General features: G+C 65.0%; 8 protein-coding genes. 2 read left to right on the forward strand and 6 right to left on the reverse strand.

What is annotated here, in order from left to right; all coding sequences use genetic code 11:
* Window positions 1–255: 255 nt before the first annotated feature.
* Window positions 256–1,740 carry a flavin monoamine oxidase family protein gene (locus tag HNE05_RS19115; RefSeq protein WP_173210324.1) on the reverse strand — a complete coding sequence of 495 codons (1,485 nt, stop codon included), beginning with the start codon at window positions 1,738–1,740 and terminating at the stop codon, window positions 256–258.
* Between the two features lie 141 nt (window positions 1,741–1,881).
* Here HNE05_RS19115 and HNE05_RS19120 point away from each other — a divergent pair, with 141 nt between their 5' ends.
* Together HNE05_RS19120 and HNE05_RS19125 are read left to right on the forward strand one after the other, a co-directional pair.
* The gene (locus HNE05_RS19120; protein WP_173210326.1) at window positions 1,882–3,288 is read left to right on the forward strand and encodes an adenosylmethionine--8-amino-7-oxononanoate transaminase; all 1,407 of its coding nucleotides are present in this window, start codon (window positions 1,882–1,884) and stop codon (window positions 3,286–3,288) included.
* A gap of 130 nt (window positions 3,289–3,418) precedes the next feature.
* Entirely contained in the window at window positions 3,419–4,138 is a 720-nt protein-coding gene (locus tag HNE05_RS19125; protein ID WP_173210328.1) for a 16S rRNA (uracil(1498)-N(3))-methyltransferase, read from the forward strand.
* Between the two features lie 290 nt (window positions 4,139–4,428).
* Here HNE05_RS19125 and HNE05_RS19130 read toward each other — a convergent pair whose 3' ends face one another.
* From HNE05_RS19130 to HNE05_RS19150, 5 genes are all read right to left on the reverse strand, one after another.
* Window positions 4,429–4,899, reverse strand: a complete 471-nt coding sequence (locus HNE05_RS19130) for a chemotaxis protein CheW (protein WP_173210330.1) — start codon at window positions 4,897–4,899, stop codon at window positions 4,429–4,431.
* Between the two features lie 30 nt (window positions 4,900–4,929).
* On the reverse strand, window positions 4,930–5,952 hold the full coding sequence (locus HNE05_RS19135) for a chemotaxis protein CheB (RefSeq protein WP_173210332.1): 1,023 nt from the start codon (window positions 5,950–5,952) through the stop codon (window positions 4,930–4,932).
* Window positions 5,945–13,657, reverse strand: coding sequence for an Hpt domain-containing protein (locus tag HNE05_RS19140; RefSeq protein ID WP_173210334.1), 7,713 nt, complete (start codon window positions 13,655–13,657; stop codon window positions 5,945–5,947). Before HNE05_RS19140 ends, HNE05_RS19135 begins: the two co-directional genes overlap by 8 nt.
* Window positions 13,658–13,679: 22 nt before the next feature.
* The gene (locus HNE05_RS19145) at window positions 13,680–14,543 is read right to left on the reverse strand and encodes a CheR family methyltransferase (RefSeq protein ID WP_173211737.1); all 864 of its coding nucleotides are present in this window, start codon (window positions 14,541–14,543) and stop codon (window positions 13,680–13,682) included.
* Between the two features lie 68 nt (window positions 14,544–14,611).
* Entirely contained in the window at window positions 14,612–16,654 is a 2,043-nt protein-coding gene (locus HNE05_RS19150; RefSeq protein ID WP_173210336.1) for a methyl-accepting chemotaxis protein, read from the reverse strand.
* Between the last annotated feature and the right edge of the window lie 45 nt (window positions 16,655–16,699).

Raw genomic sequence — 16,699 nt, forward strand, 5'->3', positions numbered from 1 at the left:
ACGTCCGTGAAAAGCGATTGAGCAAGCCTAGCGGCAAATCCATCGATTTAAAGCGGAAAATTTCGCTTCGAAATATCGAGTAAATAGATAGTTCTACGCAGGCGGCCAGGCGCGGATTAGTCCGGTGCGGAGCCGCAAGGTTCACCGGCAAGAGCCTGAACGGCCCCGTTCCACAGACAGACGGCGTAGCCCGGATGCAATCCGGGAGCAAGGTATCGACCTGCAACTTTCCCGGATTGCATCCGGGCTACGGATTTACCCGCCGAACAGTCGCGCGAAGAAACCAGGCTTGGCCTGTTTGTCGTGCTTGGTCGCAGGCGTGCTCGGCGCAGCAGATTTGGCGGCCTGGCCCGGCGCGGCGATGGTCTTGCCGGCCTGCAGCTCGACGGCCTGGCTGGCGGCGCGCTGGCCACTGCGCAGGGCGCCTTCGAGGGTGCCCGGATAGAGCGCATCGCTGTGCTCACCGGCGAACAGCACGCGGCCCAGCGGCTGTTCCCACAGGCGCCAGTACTGGCTGATCTCGCCCGGCCCGTAGGCCAGGTAGGCACCGCCAATCAGCGCGTCCTTGCCGTAGCGGCGCAGCTCGTAGCCGCTGAACTGCTCACGGGCGCCCGGGTAGTGTTCGTCGAAGCGGATCAGCACCTGGTCGACCATCTGCCGGTCGCCGAAGGCATTGAGCAGACGGGCGTTGTCACCGGACAGGTTGATCAGCAGGTTGGCCCCGCCTTTCGCCGCCGGCTCGACCCACAGCATGCCCAGGCCCTTGTCGCTGAAGATCTCGCCGGACAGGCGCGCCTTGCCCCACACCGGCTTCTTGAACTTGAGCAGCATCTGGTCGCGCCAGCCGTAGTTGATGTCTTTCAGCGCCTTGTGCTGCAGCGCGGTCAGCGTCGGCGTCAGACTGATCTTGGCGAGCGCCGGCAGCGGCACGGCGAGCACCACGTAGTCGGCGCTGTAGCCGGCGGCGCCGACCTTGACGGTAACCTTGCCCTGCTCCTGGACGATGGCCGAGACCCGCGCATTGGTCTTCACCTGCGTGAGCTGCTTGGCCAGGGCCAGCGCCAGCACCTGGCTGCCGCCGGGCAGGCGCGCGGCGCGTAGCTCGGTATCCGGCAGGCCACGGTAGACCCGCGCCTGCTGGGCCAGGTAGAGCAACGACAGGCGCGACGGTTCGTCGTAGCGCGAGCGAATCCGCTGATCGACCAAGGCACGCGCGATCGGCGGCAGCGCCAGCTTGTCCAGCCAGCGCGCGGCGGTCAACGCATCCAGGCTTTTCAGGGTGTGGCTGGCCAGCGGGTTGAGCGGATCGGCGATGGCCGCGGCCAGGTCATCCAGGCTCTGGTCGAAACGCGCCAGGGCCTCGCTGGTGCTCGGCGAGCTCTTGGCCAGATCGGCGGCGGACTGGTAACGCCCGTCGATCAGGTAGCCCGGTGTGCGCACATAGTCCGGGGCCGGCAGAGCCTTGAGCTTGAAACGTTCGAGGTAGGCATGCAGCACCGGCTGCAGCTTGGCGCTGCCCAGCCACTCGCTGCTGGCCAGGCCGGAGCGCCCGCCGATGCTCGGCTTTGCCTCCAGCACGGTGACCTGCCAGCCCTTGCCCTGCAGCTCGTAGGCGGCGGTCAGGCCGGCCAGGCCGCCACCGACCACGATGGCCGTGGGCTGCTTGTCCTTGCCCAGCGCCAGGCTGCTGAAGACGGCTAAAACCATGAGTGCGGAAGCGCGCAACCAGACTGCGGACATGCGGAAAATCCCTGGGGCCAGAACGAGGGCGCGCAGGATACGTCAGGGCCTAGTGGCAGGCCAGACGTATCCGTCGGCGGGCGGGCAGAAGCGGCGGTTGATCTGCTAGGCTGGCGCTCCCCCGAACAAGGAGACCCCGCGATGAGCCTGAATGCCGAGTGGATGCAGCGCGACCTGGCCGTGCTCTGGCACCCCTGCACGCAGATGAAGGATCACGAGCGCCTGCCGCTGATTCCGATCAAGCGCGGCAATGGCGTGTGGCTGGAGGACTTCGACGGCAAGCGCTACCTCGACGCGGTCAGTTCCTGGTGGGTCAACGTGTTCGGCCACGGCAACCCGCGGATCAACCAGCGCATCCGCGACCAACTGGACAGCCTCGAACATGTGATGCTCGCCGGTTTCAGCCACCAGCCGGTGATCGAGCTGTCCGAGCGCCTGGTGCAGATCACCCCGGCCGGGCTGAACAAGGTGTTCTACGCCGACAACGGCTCCTCGGGCATCGAAGTGGCGCTGAAGATGAGTCACCACTACTGGCTCAACTGCGACCAGCCCGGCAAGAAGCGCTTCATCACCCTGAGCAACAGCTACCACGGCGAAACCGTGGCGGCCATGTCGGTCGGCGACGTGGCACTGTTCACCGACACCTACAAGGCGTTGCTGCTCGACACCATCAAGGTGCCGAGCCCGGACTGCTACCTGCGCCCCGAGGGCATGGGCTGGGAAGAACATTCGCGCAACCTGTTCGCCGCCATGGAGCAGACTCTGGCCGAGCATGCCCACGAAGTCGCCGCGGTGATCGTCGAGCCGCTGATCCAGGGCGCCGGTGGCATGCGCATGTACCACCCGGTCTACCTCACCTTGCTGCGCGAAGCCTGCGACCGCTATGGCGTGCACCTGATCCACGACGAGATCGCCGTCGGCTTCGGCCGCACCGGGACCATGTTCGCCTGCGAGCAGGCCGGCATCACCCCGGACTTCCTGGTGCTGTCCAAGGCGCTGACCGGCGGCTACCTGCCGATGGCCGCCGTGCTGACCACCGACAAGGTCTACGCCGCCTTCTACGACGACTACGCCACCCTGCGCGCCTTCCTCCACTCGCACACCTACACCGGCAACCCGTTGGCCTGCGCCGCCGCCCTGGCGACTCTGGATATCTTCCGCGACGACAACGTCATCGAGAACAACAAGGCCCTGGCCGCGCGCATGGCCAGCGCCACCGCGCACCTGGTCGAGCATCCGCATGTGGCCGAAGTGCGCCAGACCGGCATGGCCCTGGCCATCGAGATAGTCCAGGACAAGGCGAGCAAGACCGCCTATCCGTGGCAGGAACGCCGCGGCATGCAGGTCTACCAGCACGCACTGGAGCGCGGCGCCCTGCTGCGCCCGCTGGGCAGCGTGGTGTACTTCCTGCCCCCTTATGTGATCACCCCAGAGCAGATCGACTTCCTCGCCGAGGTGGCCAGCGAAGGCATCGATATCGCCACCCGTACATCGGTCAGCGTGGCAGTCGCCAACGACCTCTACCCCAACCACCGCGACCCGGGCTGAGCCGTAGGGCGGGTGAAACCCGCGGGTTGCACCCGCCCTACGGACTTGGTGGACGGATAAAGCGCCGTCCACCCTACCCCCACCCAGACTACGCCGCTAAAATTCGCGCCTCTGCCCCAGGTTCTCGCCCATGCGCCTCTCCCGCTTCTTTATCGACGCCCCGCTCTCCATCGGCCAGCACGAGCTGCCGGAAACCCAGGCGCATTACATCGGTCGTGTCTTGCGCCACGCCGCGGGCGATGCCGTGCAGCTGTTCGACGGCAGCGGCCAGGAGTACCGCGGCGAGCTGATCGAAGTGGGCAAGAAGAACGTGCGGGTCGAGCTGCGCGAGCAGCTCCAAGGCCAGGCCGAGTCGCCGCTGCGTGTTCATCTGGGCCAGGGTCTGTCGCGCGGCGAGCGGATGGACTGGGCAATCCAGAAGGCCACCGAGCTGGGCGCGGCGGTAATCACCCCGATCGTCTCCGAACGCTGCGAAGTACGCCTCAAGGATGAGCGCGCCGACAAACGCCTGGCCCACTGGCGCCAGGTGGCGATCAGCGCCTGCGAGCAATGTGGCCGCTCGGTCGTACCGCTGATCCATTCGCCGGTGCTGCTGGCCGACTGGCTGCAACAGAGCGACGCCGACCTCAAGCTGGTGCTGCACCCGGTAGCCGAGCCACTGGCCAGCCACGCCAAACCCAGCACCCTGGCCTTTCTGATCGGCCCGGAAGGCGGCCTGTCCGACGCCGAAGTTGAGCAGGCCAAAACCGCCGGCTTCCACGCCGCCCGCCTCGGCCCGCGGGTGCTGCGCACCGAGACCGCACCAGTAGTGGCGCTGAGCGTGGCGCAGCAGCTGTGGGGTGATTTCTAAGGCGGATGGCGGAGGTTCGTCATGAAGCCCGGATGCAATCCGGGTGCGGAGCGGCCTGTTTCCCGGATTGCATCCGGGCTACAACTGGATAAACGGTATTGGCGCAAGTAAAGCCGCAGACCGTAGGAGCGAGCTCTGCTCGCGAAGCTTTATGGGATGCCCGGCTCGCGAGCAGAGCTCGCTCCTACAGGGGGCCGCAGCAGAAAAAACGCCGCGATTTCTGGGCGAAATCGCGGCGTTTTTTAAGTGAACAGCATTAGCGGGATGGTGCCTACGGTTCGCCAGGCGCTTCAGATCAGTCCGGCATCCGCCAGCTTCTGCTCCAGGCCGATCAGGTCGGGGATCTTCACTACCGCTTCGCCGAGCTGCACCGCGTCCAGTTCCAGCGGCGCCAGGACTTCATTGGCCCGGGCCAGGTGGCCATCAACCTTCAGCGAGCGCGGGATACCCTGCACCAGCAGGGCGATGAACTTGACCTGGTCACGCCCGCCGAGGGCGTTGAGCACCGCCACGCGCACACCGGGGCCGATCTGCGGCTGGCCATTGGAGGCGGCCTCGAACGACAGCAGTGGCAATTGCAGGTCGCGCCAGGCGATCTGGCCGAGAAACCAGGCCGGCAGGCCCGGCGTAATCTGCGGCGCCCGGTAGGGAATCAGCTCCGCCAGCGCCACGTTGGGCAGCATCAGGGTGCGATCGGCCAGGGGCACCAGCAGGGCGGTGAGGTTGCTGGTGCTGTTGGCGGTAGTAACGGCTTGGCTCATCGATCAATCCTTACAAAGGCGCAGCATGCGTCAGGCGCACTGTTTGGCCAGGTGGTTCACCAGCGCTTCGGCCAGCTCGCGCGGATCGCCGCTGAGTACGCTGTAGCCACCCTCGCGCAGGCTGTCAGGCATGCTCGGGCAGGCACAGCTGTCGGCGCGCTGGGTCCAGATCGCGCCACCCTGGCGGCGTACATAGGCTGCGGCGGCACTGCCGTCGCTACCCATGCCGCTGAAGGCGATCACGCCGCAGTTGCCGGCGAAGTGCTGGGCCAGGTTGAGCATCATCTGGTCAATGGAGGGGCTGTACGGTTCCGGCCAGGCGCGGTCAGTGACCTGCATGGCGCCGTTGTCGGCAAAGCCCAGTTCGTGGGAGACCGGGGCCACCACCACCTCGCCGCAACGTATCGGGTCGCCGTGGCGCACCGGATTGACGTGCCACTGGCTGTGGCGGCCAACGGCCTGCGGCAGCGCCGTCTCGAAACTGGCACCGATGTGCTGGGCATAAACGAAGCCGATCGGCAGGCCGCCGGGCAAGGCATCGAGGAAGGCCTTGACCGCCTCGGGGCCACCCAGCGAGGCCGCCAGCAACCAGACCTGGCGCGCCGGCTCGCCGGCCACCAGCGGGGTATCGGCCAAGGCGGCTGGCAGCTCCAGACGTCCGGGGCGCTGCGCCTCGGCGAGCAGGGCTTCGAGGCCTGGACCGATCACCTGGGCCGGGTCGCCGACCAAACGCTTGAGCTTGCCGAACAGGCTGCGCTCCCAGCGCGGGTAGTTCTCCGAATGGCGCTCCGGGGCATGGCCTTCGCCAAACAGCACCGGCGCATTGGAGCGCTCGAGCAGGTTTTCGACCAGCGGTGAGTCTTCCGACTGCGCCAGGTCGACCAGCCACAGGTCCGGCTCGCAGGCCGCCAGGGCCTCCTCATCCAGACGGGCCGGGTCGCTATTGAGCACCACCTGGTATCCATTGCCAGACAACGCCTGCTGCAGCACATGGCGCTGCAGCGAGGTATCGGCAATCACGGCAATCCTTGCAGCTGTGCGAGTCTCACTCATGGCGCTTGACCAACTTCTGGATGTTTTCGAGCAGATCGGATTCCTGGTACGGCTTGCCCAGGTATTCGTTGACGCCAATGGCCATGGCCCGCTCACGGTGTTTCTCACCGGTACGCGAGGTGATCATGATGATCGGCAGATCCTTGAGGCGTTCGTCGTGGCGCACCAGCGTGGCCACTTCGAAGCCGTCCATGCGCGGCATTTCGATGTCCAGCAGCATGATGTCCGGCTTGTGTTCCTGTAGCTGGGCGATGGCATCGACGCCGTCCTTGGCCGTCAGTACGTTCATGCCGTTGCGCTCGAGCAGGCGACTGGTGACCTTGCGCACGGTGACCGAGTCGTCGACCACCATGACCAGGGTCGGCCGCTCGGCTTCGATTTCCGCGGCGGTCTGCGCTACATGGCTGGCCAGACGCGGCTGCTGCAGCTGACCGAGCAGGTGCGCATGGCGCACACGGATGGTCGCCAGCAGGTCGAGAATGACCACCACGCGGCCGTCACCGAGGATGGTCGCACCGGAGATCCCGTGCACCGCAGAAAACTGCACACCGAGGCTCTTCACCACGATCTCGCGTGAGCCGGCCAGGCTGTCCACCTGCACCGCCACGGCATGCTCGCTGGAACGCACCAGGATCACCGGCAGCGGCAGGCTCTGGCCGATCAGCTTGGGCTGCTGGCCGTTGTTCAGCAGGTCGCCGAGGTACTTCAGTTCGTAGGCCTGACCGGCGTACTCGAAGCGCGGCGCATCCGGTGCGTAGTAGGCCTCCAGCTCGTACGGCGAGACCCGCACGATACCTTCGATGGTGTTCAGCGGGATGGCGTACAGGTCTTCGCCGGAGAGCACCATCAGCGCACGGTTGACCGACACGGTGAACGGCAGACGGATCAGGAAGCGCGTGCCCTCGCCCACGGTCGACTCGATGCTCATCGAGCCGCCGAGCTGCTTGACCTCGGAGTGCACCACGTCCATGCCGACGCCACGCCCGGAAATTTGCGTGACCTTTTCAGCCGTGGAGAAACCGGCCTCAAGGATGAACTGCAGGATTTCGTGGTCGGTGAGGTCGGAGTCGGCGTCCATCAGGCCACGTTCGATGGCCTTACGGCGCACCGCTTCGAGACGGATACCGCCGCCGTCGTCGGCCAGGGTCAGGAGGATGTCGCCACCCTCACGGCCCAGGCTCAGGCGAATGTTGCCGACCTCCGGCTTGCCACTGGCGCGACGTTGCTCGGCCGGCTCGATACCGTGGTCGACGGCGTTGCGCAGCATGTGTTCCAGCGGCGCGACGATGCGCTCCAGAACGGTACGGTCCATCTCGCCTTCGGCGTTGCCAACATGGAACTCGACCTGCTTGCCCAGCTCGGCCGCCACTTGGCGGACGATACGGCGCAGGCGCGGCACCAGGCGATCGAACGGCACCATGCGGGTGCGCATCAGACCTTCCTGCAGTTCGGTGTTGACCCGCGCCTGCTGCAGCAGCAAGGTCTCGGCATCGCGGTTACGCGTGGCCAGGGTTTCCTTCAGGTCGAGCAAGTCGGAGGCCGACTCGAACAGCGCGCGAGAGAGCTGCTGCAGTTGCGAGTGGCGGTCCATTTCCAGTGGGTCGAAATCTTCGTAGCCGGCACGCTCGGCCTCGGCCTGGTAGCGGCTGAGGATCTGCGCCTGGGTTTCGATATCGAGGCGGCGCAACTGGTCGCGCACCCGCTCGATAGTGGCTTCCATCTCGCCGAGGGTGAAACCGAAGTCGCTGACCTGCTGTTCGACCCGACCGCGGAAGATCGAGGTCTCACCGGCCAGGTTGACCAGGCCTTCGAGCAGATCGGCGGGGACCTTGACCAGCTCCTGCGGCGCACGCTGCGCGGCGACGCGAGCGGCAGCCTCGGCGGCGCGCTCGACGAACGGCAGCACCTTGAGCTGCTGCTGCGCCTGCGGCTTGCTGCTGGCGGCCACCAGCGGTGTGCTCAAGGCCACCGGCGCCGGCGCCAGGGTGCTCGGCTCAGGGGCGGCGAGCGGTGCGGTCTGAACTTCGGCAGCCTGGCTGTCGTCCAGGCGCTTGCGCAATTGGTCGAGTGCCGTCTGCAGCCCTTCGAAGCCGGACTGCACGTCGAGGAACAGGCTTTCCGGCCAGGGAGCGCTGTGCTTCTGGGCCTCGGTCAGGTGCTGCTCGAGGTCGTGACTGAGGTCACCCAGGCGCTTTTGCCCGGCCAAGCGCGCCCCCCCTTTGAGGGTATGCAGGATACGCAGCAGCTCATCGATGGCGCTGCCGTCTTCGCGATTGCTTTCCCAGCGCCCGAGGGTGGCTTCCATGGCCTCGAGCAGCTCGTCACCTTCCTCGAGGAAGATATCGAGAATCTCGGCTTCGGCGGCGGTATCTTCCTCCACCACCGGTTGCAGGTGCACGCTGGACGGAATGTTCAGCTGTTCGGCGGGGTTGGCACGAAACTGCTTGATGGTGGCGATCAGTGCCTCGCCATCTGGCACCGCACGGTGGTCACGTACCGCCTCGAGCATTTCTGCCAGGCGGTCGTGGCAAGCCTGGAGCAGGCCGAACAGATCGGTGCCGGCGCGCAGGCGACCGTCACCGACGCCTTCGTAGAGGAATTCCAGCTCGTGGGCCAGGTCGCCGATTTCACGAATTTCGGCCATCCGCGCACCACCCTTGAGGGTATGCAGATCGCGTTGCAGGGCTTCGACTTCGAGGGTGTTGTCGACATCCTCCATCCAGCGCTGCAGCGCCCCGCCGGCACTCTCGATGATGTCGAAACCTTCCTCGAGGAAGATTTCCACCAGCTCCGGATCGCGCTCATCCTCCACCACGCTCGGTGGGGAGACGGCCGCAGGCGGCTCGACGGGCAGCTCAGTGCTTTCGAGCGCAGGCAACTCGGCCATGGCCCAGTCGTCGACCGGCGCCAGCTCGGCGACGGCTGGCAGATCCAGTACTTCTTCGCTGACTGGCAGCTCGCTGAGCTCTGAGCTGTCATCCGACGCCCAGGCATCGACCGGCAGATCGCTCGCTGCGCTGTCTTCGACGGGCACGGACTCAGCCGGCAATGGCTCGCTGCCCAGTTCCGGCAGGGCTCCCTCCAGCGACCATTCGCTGTTGCTGAGACTCGGCAGGTCTTCCAGATGCGGTTCTTCGACCACAAAAGCGGCAGACTCGGCAGACGCACTCAGCCATTCGTCGTTGGCCGGAGCGGACAACTCGTCCAGCTGCGGCGCGGTGAACTGCACATCGGCCAGCTCGGCCAGGTCCATTTCCGCGGACTCGGCCAGCTCACTGACCAGCGGGCTATCGGCCTGGCTCAGCTCGACCGGTTGTTCTTCCACTTGCAGCTCAGGCAGGGCTTCGGCTTCGGCTTCGGCTTCGGCTTCGGCTTCGGCTTCGGCTTCGAAATCAGGCTGCACGGCCACAGCCGCAGCGGACAAGCTCGGCGCACCGCCACCCTGACGGAAACTGCGGATCGCTTCGATCAACGCAGTGGAGTCGGCCAGCGGACGGTTACCCTGGAGTTGCTCGAGCAACACGGCCAGGCGGTCATGGCTCTGCTGCAGCAGGCTGGCCAGGTAGGGCGAGTAGCTGAAGCGCCGGTCAACCAGGCCTTCGTAGAGCGATTCCAGCTCATGGGCCAGGTCACCGATGGCACGAATCTCGGCCATCCGCGCGCCGCCCTTGAGGGTGTGCAGGTCGCGCTGCAGGGAAGACAGCGCCAGGCTGTTGTCCGGTTCGCCCAGCCAACGATCCAGGGCCTGGCCGGCGCTTTCCAGAATATCCACGGCTTCTTCGAGGAAGATCTCGACCATTTCCTCGTCGATATCTTCCGGCATGCCGCTGCTGACTGGCACGGGCTCATTGAACACCGGCGCCGGCTCGCTGAACACAGCTGGCGGCTCAAGCTCAGCGCTGTCTACTACCGGCGCGGCTTCATCTATTTGCGGGGTATCCAGCTCGATACTTTCAAGCTCGGTGATTTCCAGGCTGGCCGCGGCCTCTGGCTCAAGCAGCGCCAGGGCAGCCGGGTCGATGGACTCAGCGAGCAACGCTTGCAGCGCCTCGACCCGCTCGGGCTGGGTGCTGACCTGCAGGCCGGCAGCCACCTGATCCATCATGCCGATCAGTACTTCATGGGCGGCTTCGGCTTCACTGAAGAAGCGCTCGCTGATGGCCAGGCGGCCTTCCTGGGCGGCCTGGTAGAGGGCCAGCAGGGCCTGACACAGCTCGTCGATCTGCGGCAGCTCAGCCATCTCGGCGCCACGACCGAGGGTGGTCAACTCTTCCAGCAAGGCGCTGAGTTCTTGCTGCTCACTCGGATGTTCGCGCCATTTGCGCAGCAGATCCTCGGCATCCAGCAGGATATCCATGCCTTCGGCGAGGAAGATGGAGATCAGCTGTGGATCGCGGGTCTCACCCTGTTCGTCGTGGCGCGCCTGATCGGCCGTGTCCAGACGCTCCTGGTGCAGCTTGTGCACATCGGCCAGTAGCTCGGCGGCACCGGGGATCGCTGCCAACGGCTGGCTTTCCAGCTGCTCCAGACCGGCGCGGAACAGTTGTTCGGCACGGTGCAGCAATTCGGCTTCGGCCAGATCCATGGGGATCAGATTGGCCTTGAATTCCTTGGCCAGTTTTTCCAGCGGCGTGGCGATCTCGGCGATCGGCAGGATGCCGGCCATGTACGCACTGCCCTTGAGGGTGTGCAGGGCACGTTGCAGGTCATCGGTGACCGGCTGCGGCAGCTCCTGGGCGCAGTCGGCGAGAAAGCCGACCAAGGCATCCAGGTGGGTCTCCGCCTCATTGCGGAAAATATCCAGCAGCTGCGGATCCAGGGCTTCGTCCAGTTCAGCGAGCGTTTGCATAGCCGGTCCATCCGGCTGCGGCTCGCCCTCGGTTTCCACTATCTCGACAGCCGGCAACTCGCTCTCGACGCTGGGTGCCGAGCCAGGACCGCTCGGCGGCGGCTGCTGGCCGCGCGCCAGGGCATGGGCGGTGGCAGCCAGCAGGTCGACATCGTCGCGCTGACGCTGGGCGTGAGCGGCGAATTCTTCGACCAGGGCCGGCATCAGCGCGACCACATCCTTGACCACCTGCTGCACCGGCGCATTGGCCTCGATGCTGCGGTCAAGCACGCGGTTGAGCAGGTTTTCGATCGACCAGCCCAGCTCTCCGATGATCAGGGCGCGGACCATGCGGCCGCTGCCCTTGAGGGTGTGGAAGGCCCGGCGGATTTCCGTCAGGGCATCCTTGTCGGTGGTATCGGCGCACCACTGCGGTAGGTACTCGCCAAGGGTTTCCAGCACTTCGCCGACTTCCTCGACGAAGACCTCCAGCAGCTCTTCATCCACCGGCTCTTCGTCGGCGGGTGGCGGCAGCAAGCTGGGCGGCACGTCCTGGGCGGGCGGGTTGATCGCCTGCACCGGGGCGGCCATCACATCGGCCATGGACAGCGGCTTGTCGACCAGCGGAGCAGGAACTTCGACGGCGAACGGCTCGTTGGACAACTCGACTTCCGGCAGGTCCAGTTCGGCGATTTCCGCCGTGTCCCAGCTGAGCGGCTCGTCACCGATTTCGTCGAGGTTCAATTCTTCCAGCTGCAGATCGAGATCTGCAGGCGCAGCGTCGGCGTCCAGCGCCGGCAGCTCGGCGACATCCAGGCTGGGCAAGTCGCCGCTCGGTTCGGCCTCCGCCAGCTCCAGCGGAGCATCCAGGCTGAGGTCGATGCCGGCGCCCAGATCGGTGTTGTCGGCTTCGCCCAGGCTCCAGTTGTCGTCGGTCACCAGCAACTCGGTATCGCCTGCCGGTTGTTCGAGCGCGGCGAACTCGCTGCTCAGCTCACCCATGCTGAAGGCAGCGGCGTCACTCAGCGGCTCGAGATCGAGAGACTCCACCTCGGCCAACTGCAACTCGGGCTCGGGCTCGGCAACAGCCTGCGGCTCTTCGGCGGACAGCACATCGATGTCGTGCAGCGGATCGGCCAGGGGGGCAAAGGTTTCGGCCACCGGCTCGATGCGGTCGAGAATCGAGGGCTTTTCCTTGAGCGGGTAGCCGAGGCTATCGAGACTCTCTTCGGCCACATCGAGGATCAGGTCACCCTGGGTCGCGTGGTCTTCGGCCAGGCGCTCGAGGTAGTACTCGACGCTGGTGATGGCGTCAGCCAGGGTGTCGAGGTTCTGCCAGTTGGGCACGGCCTTGCGCGCCAGCAACTGTTCCTGGATATAGCGGTTGCAGGCTTGCAGCAGGGCGGCGGCGCGGGTCAGCGGAATCATCGCCAGACCGCCACGAACCTGGGTCAGCAGTTCCGGCACACGGGCCAGGTGCTCATGGTTCCACTGCGAGGCGATGAACTCGATGATGGCGTCCTTGGCCTGTTCCAGCCCGGTACGCGCTTCCTTGATCACCAGCTGGTGAATCTGCGCCACATCGGTGGTCGGCAGGTGGCTCTGCTCGCCCTGACGATCATCGGACGGGCCGACCATGCCAGCCAGGGTCGCTTCGACATACAGCAGGGCACCGGCGACATCCATCAGCACGGCATCGCTGGGCTCGCGCTGACCCACGGAAAGACCATGCACTACGTCGAGCTGGTCGACGATCACCTTGCGCGGCTGGCCGAAACCCAGCACTGCCAGGGTGTCGGCGATCTGCTTGAGCGGCGCTAACAAGCCATCGAGCTCGGCAACCTGCTTGCGATCACTACGCACGAACAGGTCGAGGCTGTCCTTGACCCGTACCAGCTCCTCGCACAGGGCGGCGACCACCGAACGCATGGCGTCACGATCCGGACCAGCCAGGCGGGCGCGTTCCTCGTCGACCACGTTGCTGTCCGGCAGCGCGTCGTCGAGGCGGTATTGATCCTTCAGGGCACGGATGCGCGGCGATTGCGCGGGAGCCTTGGCCACATAGAACAGCAGGTTCTTGGCCAGATCATCCGGCGCGGCCTGGTTGATACCATCGGCGCCCTGTTCGAGCAGGCGCTTGAGCTCCTTGTCGACCTGGCGCAGCAGGGTGCGCACCGAGGCACCATTGGCCACGCTGCCATTGGCCAGGCCTTCGACCATGCCGGAGGCGATCTGCCACAACGGGCCGAGCGGGGCATCCTTGCACAGGGTTTCCAGGCGCGCGAAAACCCGCGCCATGTAGCCCAGGTTGGTGGCCAGATCCTGGTTGCGGATGATCCCGACCAGGGCCATCTGCAGCATCTGCCGCAGCTTGCGCAGCAGAACCGGCAACTCGGCGGTGCGCAATCTATCTAGGGAGTCGTGGGACAGGGCCGGTTGGCGACCGGACAGGTCTGGGGAGAACAGGCTGGTTTCCGACAGCAGCTTCTCGCCGCGGGCAGCGCGCAGGTCGTTGAGCAGCGGCAGCACCACCATCGGCAGGTCGCGGCGCGCGCTCTGGATCCGCTCCAGGTACGCCGGCAACTGCAGGATGGCCTGCATCAGCACTTCCAGGGCCTCGCCCTGGTTGCTCACGCGGCCTTCCATCAAGGCCTGGGCGAGTTGTTCCATCTCCTCGGCGAGCAGGGCTGCACCGTAGAACTCGACCATCTGCAAGGTGCCATGCACCTGGTGCACATAGGTCAGGCAGAAACGCATGCGCGTCGGATCCTGCGGGTTCTCGACGAACGCCTCCAGGGCCTGTCGTGCCTGCTTCAGGGTTTCCGCGATTTCGCCTTTGACCCACTCCAGGGCGACATAGTCGTGCCGATCACCCATACCGACTCCAATCATTCTTTTCTTAGCCCTTGCGGGTAAACGCCAGCACACGCTCGTCGGCCACCGGAACCAGATCCGGATGCTGCCAACCAACCACTTCCCCCACCCCGACGACCAGCAAACCCCCAGGCGCCAGGCGTTCGGCCAGACGGTTGAGGATTTCGCGGCGCCGCCAGCGGCGGAAATAGATCAGCATGTTCTGACAGAAGATAACGTCCATGCCGGACAGGGGCGCCTTGCCCAATTCCAGCACATTCAATCTGGCGAAACAGATACGTGCCGCCAGATCCGGCACTACCTTGAAGCGTCCATCAACCTCGGTGGCGAAGTAGCGCTCACAGAGGTCTGCATCCATTTGTTCCAGCTTGCGCGCGCCGTAGAGCGCTTCGCGAGCCTTGCTCAACGCATTCAGGCTGATATCCGTGCCGGTCACGCCGAACTGCTGCGCACTCTCGGTCTCACGCAGCACCTCAGCCGCGCAGATGGCCATCGAGTAAGGCTCTTCGCCGCTCGAGCAACCCACGCTCCAGAGTGCCCAGGGCTGTTGCTGTTGATCAGTGGCCAAACGACCGCGCAAATAACTGTCGAGTACGTCGAAGGAGGGCCGGTGACGGAAGAAGCGCGTCTCCTGCACGGTCAGACGATCCAGCAGGGTCGACCACTCCACGGCACCACGCGGGCCATCGGTGACCATGCGAAAGTAACTGGCGTAGTCGGCAACCTCCAGCTCACGCATGCGTGCGCTCAGGTTGGTCTGCAGAAATGCCCGCCGCTGTTCGTTGATCACCACGCCCGTGCGCTCTTCGAGCAGGGCCTGCCAGTCACGAAACTCCGCCTGTGACATATCGGCCAGGGGTTTCAAGGCCCAGACGCCGCTTGGCTGCATGCCGTGCCCCTCGCTCATGGCCGGGAACCCTGGGCGGCGGCCTTCTCAGGCCGCCGCGCCTCCGTTGATCAGACCTGACCGTCCGGCAGGGTGAAGCCGGACACCGACTTGCGCATCTCGCTGGCCATCTTGGCCAGGTTACCAATGCTCTTGGCGGTGGCAGTGGTACCGGCGGAGGTCTGCGAGGTGATCTCCTGGATCACGTTCATGGTGTTGGAGATATGACCAGCCGAAGAGGCCTGCTGACGAGCGGCGTTGGAGATGTTCTGGATCAAGGCCGCGAGGGTCTTGGATACCTTCTCGATCTCTTCCAGGGCCACACCGGCGTCCTGCGCCAGGCGGGCACCGCGCACCACTTCGGAAGTCGTTTGCTCCATGGAGATAACGGCTTCGTTGGTGTCGGTCTGAATCGTTTTAACCAGTGCCTCGATCTGCTTGGTCGCCGCCGAGGAACGTTCTGCGAGGCGCTGTACTTCGTCCGCTACCACGGCGAAGCCGCGACCCGCGTCACCGGCCATGGAGGCCTGGATCGCGGCGTTCAGGGCGAGGATGTTGGTCTGGTCGGCAATGTCGTTAATCAGGCTAACGATGTCACCAATCTCCTGGGACGATTCACCGAGGCGTTTGATCCGCTTCGAGGTGTCCTGGATCTGCTCACGGATGTTATCCATGCCGGTGATGGTGTTGTGTACAACCTCGTTACCCTTGTTGGCGATGGCTACGGAACGTTCCGCTACCGCGGAGGATTCCGAGGCGTTCGCCGATACCTGGTCAATCGACACGGCCATTTCGTTGATGGCCGCGGAAGCACCGGCGATCTCCTGGGCCTGGTGTTCGGAAGCCTCGGCCAGGTGCATTGCCGTGGCCTGGGTTTCCTGGGCGGCGGCGGCCACCTGAACAGCAGTCGAGTTGATCGTCACTACCAGATCACGCAGCTGGTCGATCGAGTAGTTGATGGAGTCAGCGATGGCACCGGTGAAGTCCTCGGTTACCGTCGCCGCTACCGTCAGGTCACCGTCGGCGAGGTCGGCGATTTCGTCGAGCAGACGCAGAATCGCGGACTGGTTACGTTCGTTCTTCTCGGCGGTCGAGGCCAGGCGGCGGTTGGTTTCACGCACCATCACCAGGCCGATCAGGATGATCGAAGCCAATGCCAGAGCGCCCAGCACATAACCGGCCAGGGTGTTGAAGTAGCGCCCGCTGGCCAGGTTCTCGAGCCCGCCGGTCAGACCGGAGGCTTTGTCCAGCAGGGTCTGCGACTCGCTGAAGATGGTGCTGGCGGATTCGCGGACCTGGAACAGTTCCGGCGACGTTTCCAGAATTTCGTCCACCGAGCCGGAGACGAACTGGAACAGCTCGGAAATCTCGGCCAGACGCTCGAGAGCATCGGGGTCGGTAACCTGGGAGATTTCCATAGCGGCGTTGCCTTCGGTCATCGCCTTGAGTACGCGACCGAACAGGCTGGCGTCACGGCCGAACATGTCGGCGGCCTGCACCGAGTCATCGTCACCGGCCAGCACCTTGTTCACCGAACCGAGGATACGTTCGGCCAGCAGCGACTGACGCTGGGCCACGGATACCTGGGCTGCCGGTGCACCGCTCTGCAGCAGGATGTCGACGACTTCTTCGTACTCGACCTGCAGCTGCGGAATGGTTTCCGCCAGGGTCGCGGCTACCTGGTGCAGCGAGAGTACGGTCTGTTCGCTGGCCAGAATGGCGTCGGCGTTTTTGCGCAGGCTGTCCCAGTCTTTCTGCACCGCGTCCATGTCCGCCTGCATCGAGGCCGGAGCAGGAGGCAGGCCAGTCGCTTCGTTACCCTCGGTGAGGAAACCCCAGCGCTCCTGGAAGCCGTTGCGTGCCTCTTTCAGCAGCGGAAAGGCTTCGGCCTTGCCGGTTGCCGCTTCGGTGGCGTTCTTCGCAATACGCTGGGACAGAACACGCAGCTCACCGGCGTGGCTGATGTATTCCTTGTCGTAGTTCGACTGGGTGTTGAGGTAGGCGAAGTTGGCGAACAACAACACGATGGAAATGATCAGGACGATGAACAGTCCGGCGATCAGCGTGTTACTGCGCACACCTGCCAAAAGATTGCCTGCATTGATTTTTTTCATTATCTGGCCCCCGCCTGGACCGACCGCACTACGGTTCCCATGTAA

Source organism: Pseudomonas campi (assembly GCF_013200955.2).
GTDB lineage: Bacteria > Pseudomonadota > Gammaproteobacteria > Pseudomonadales > Pseudomonadaceae > Aquipseudomonas > Aquipseudomonas campi.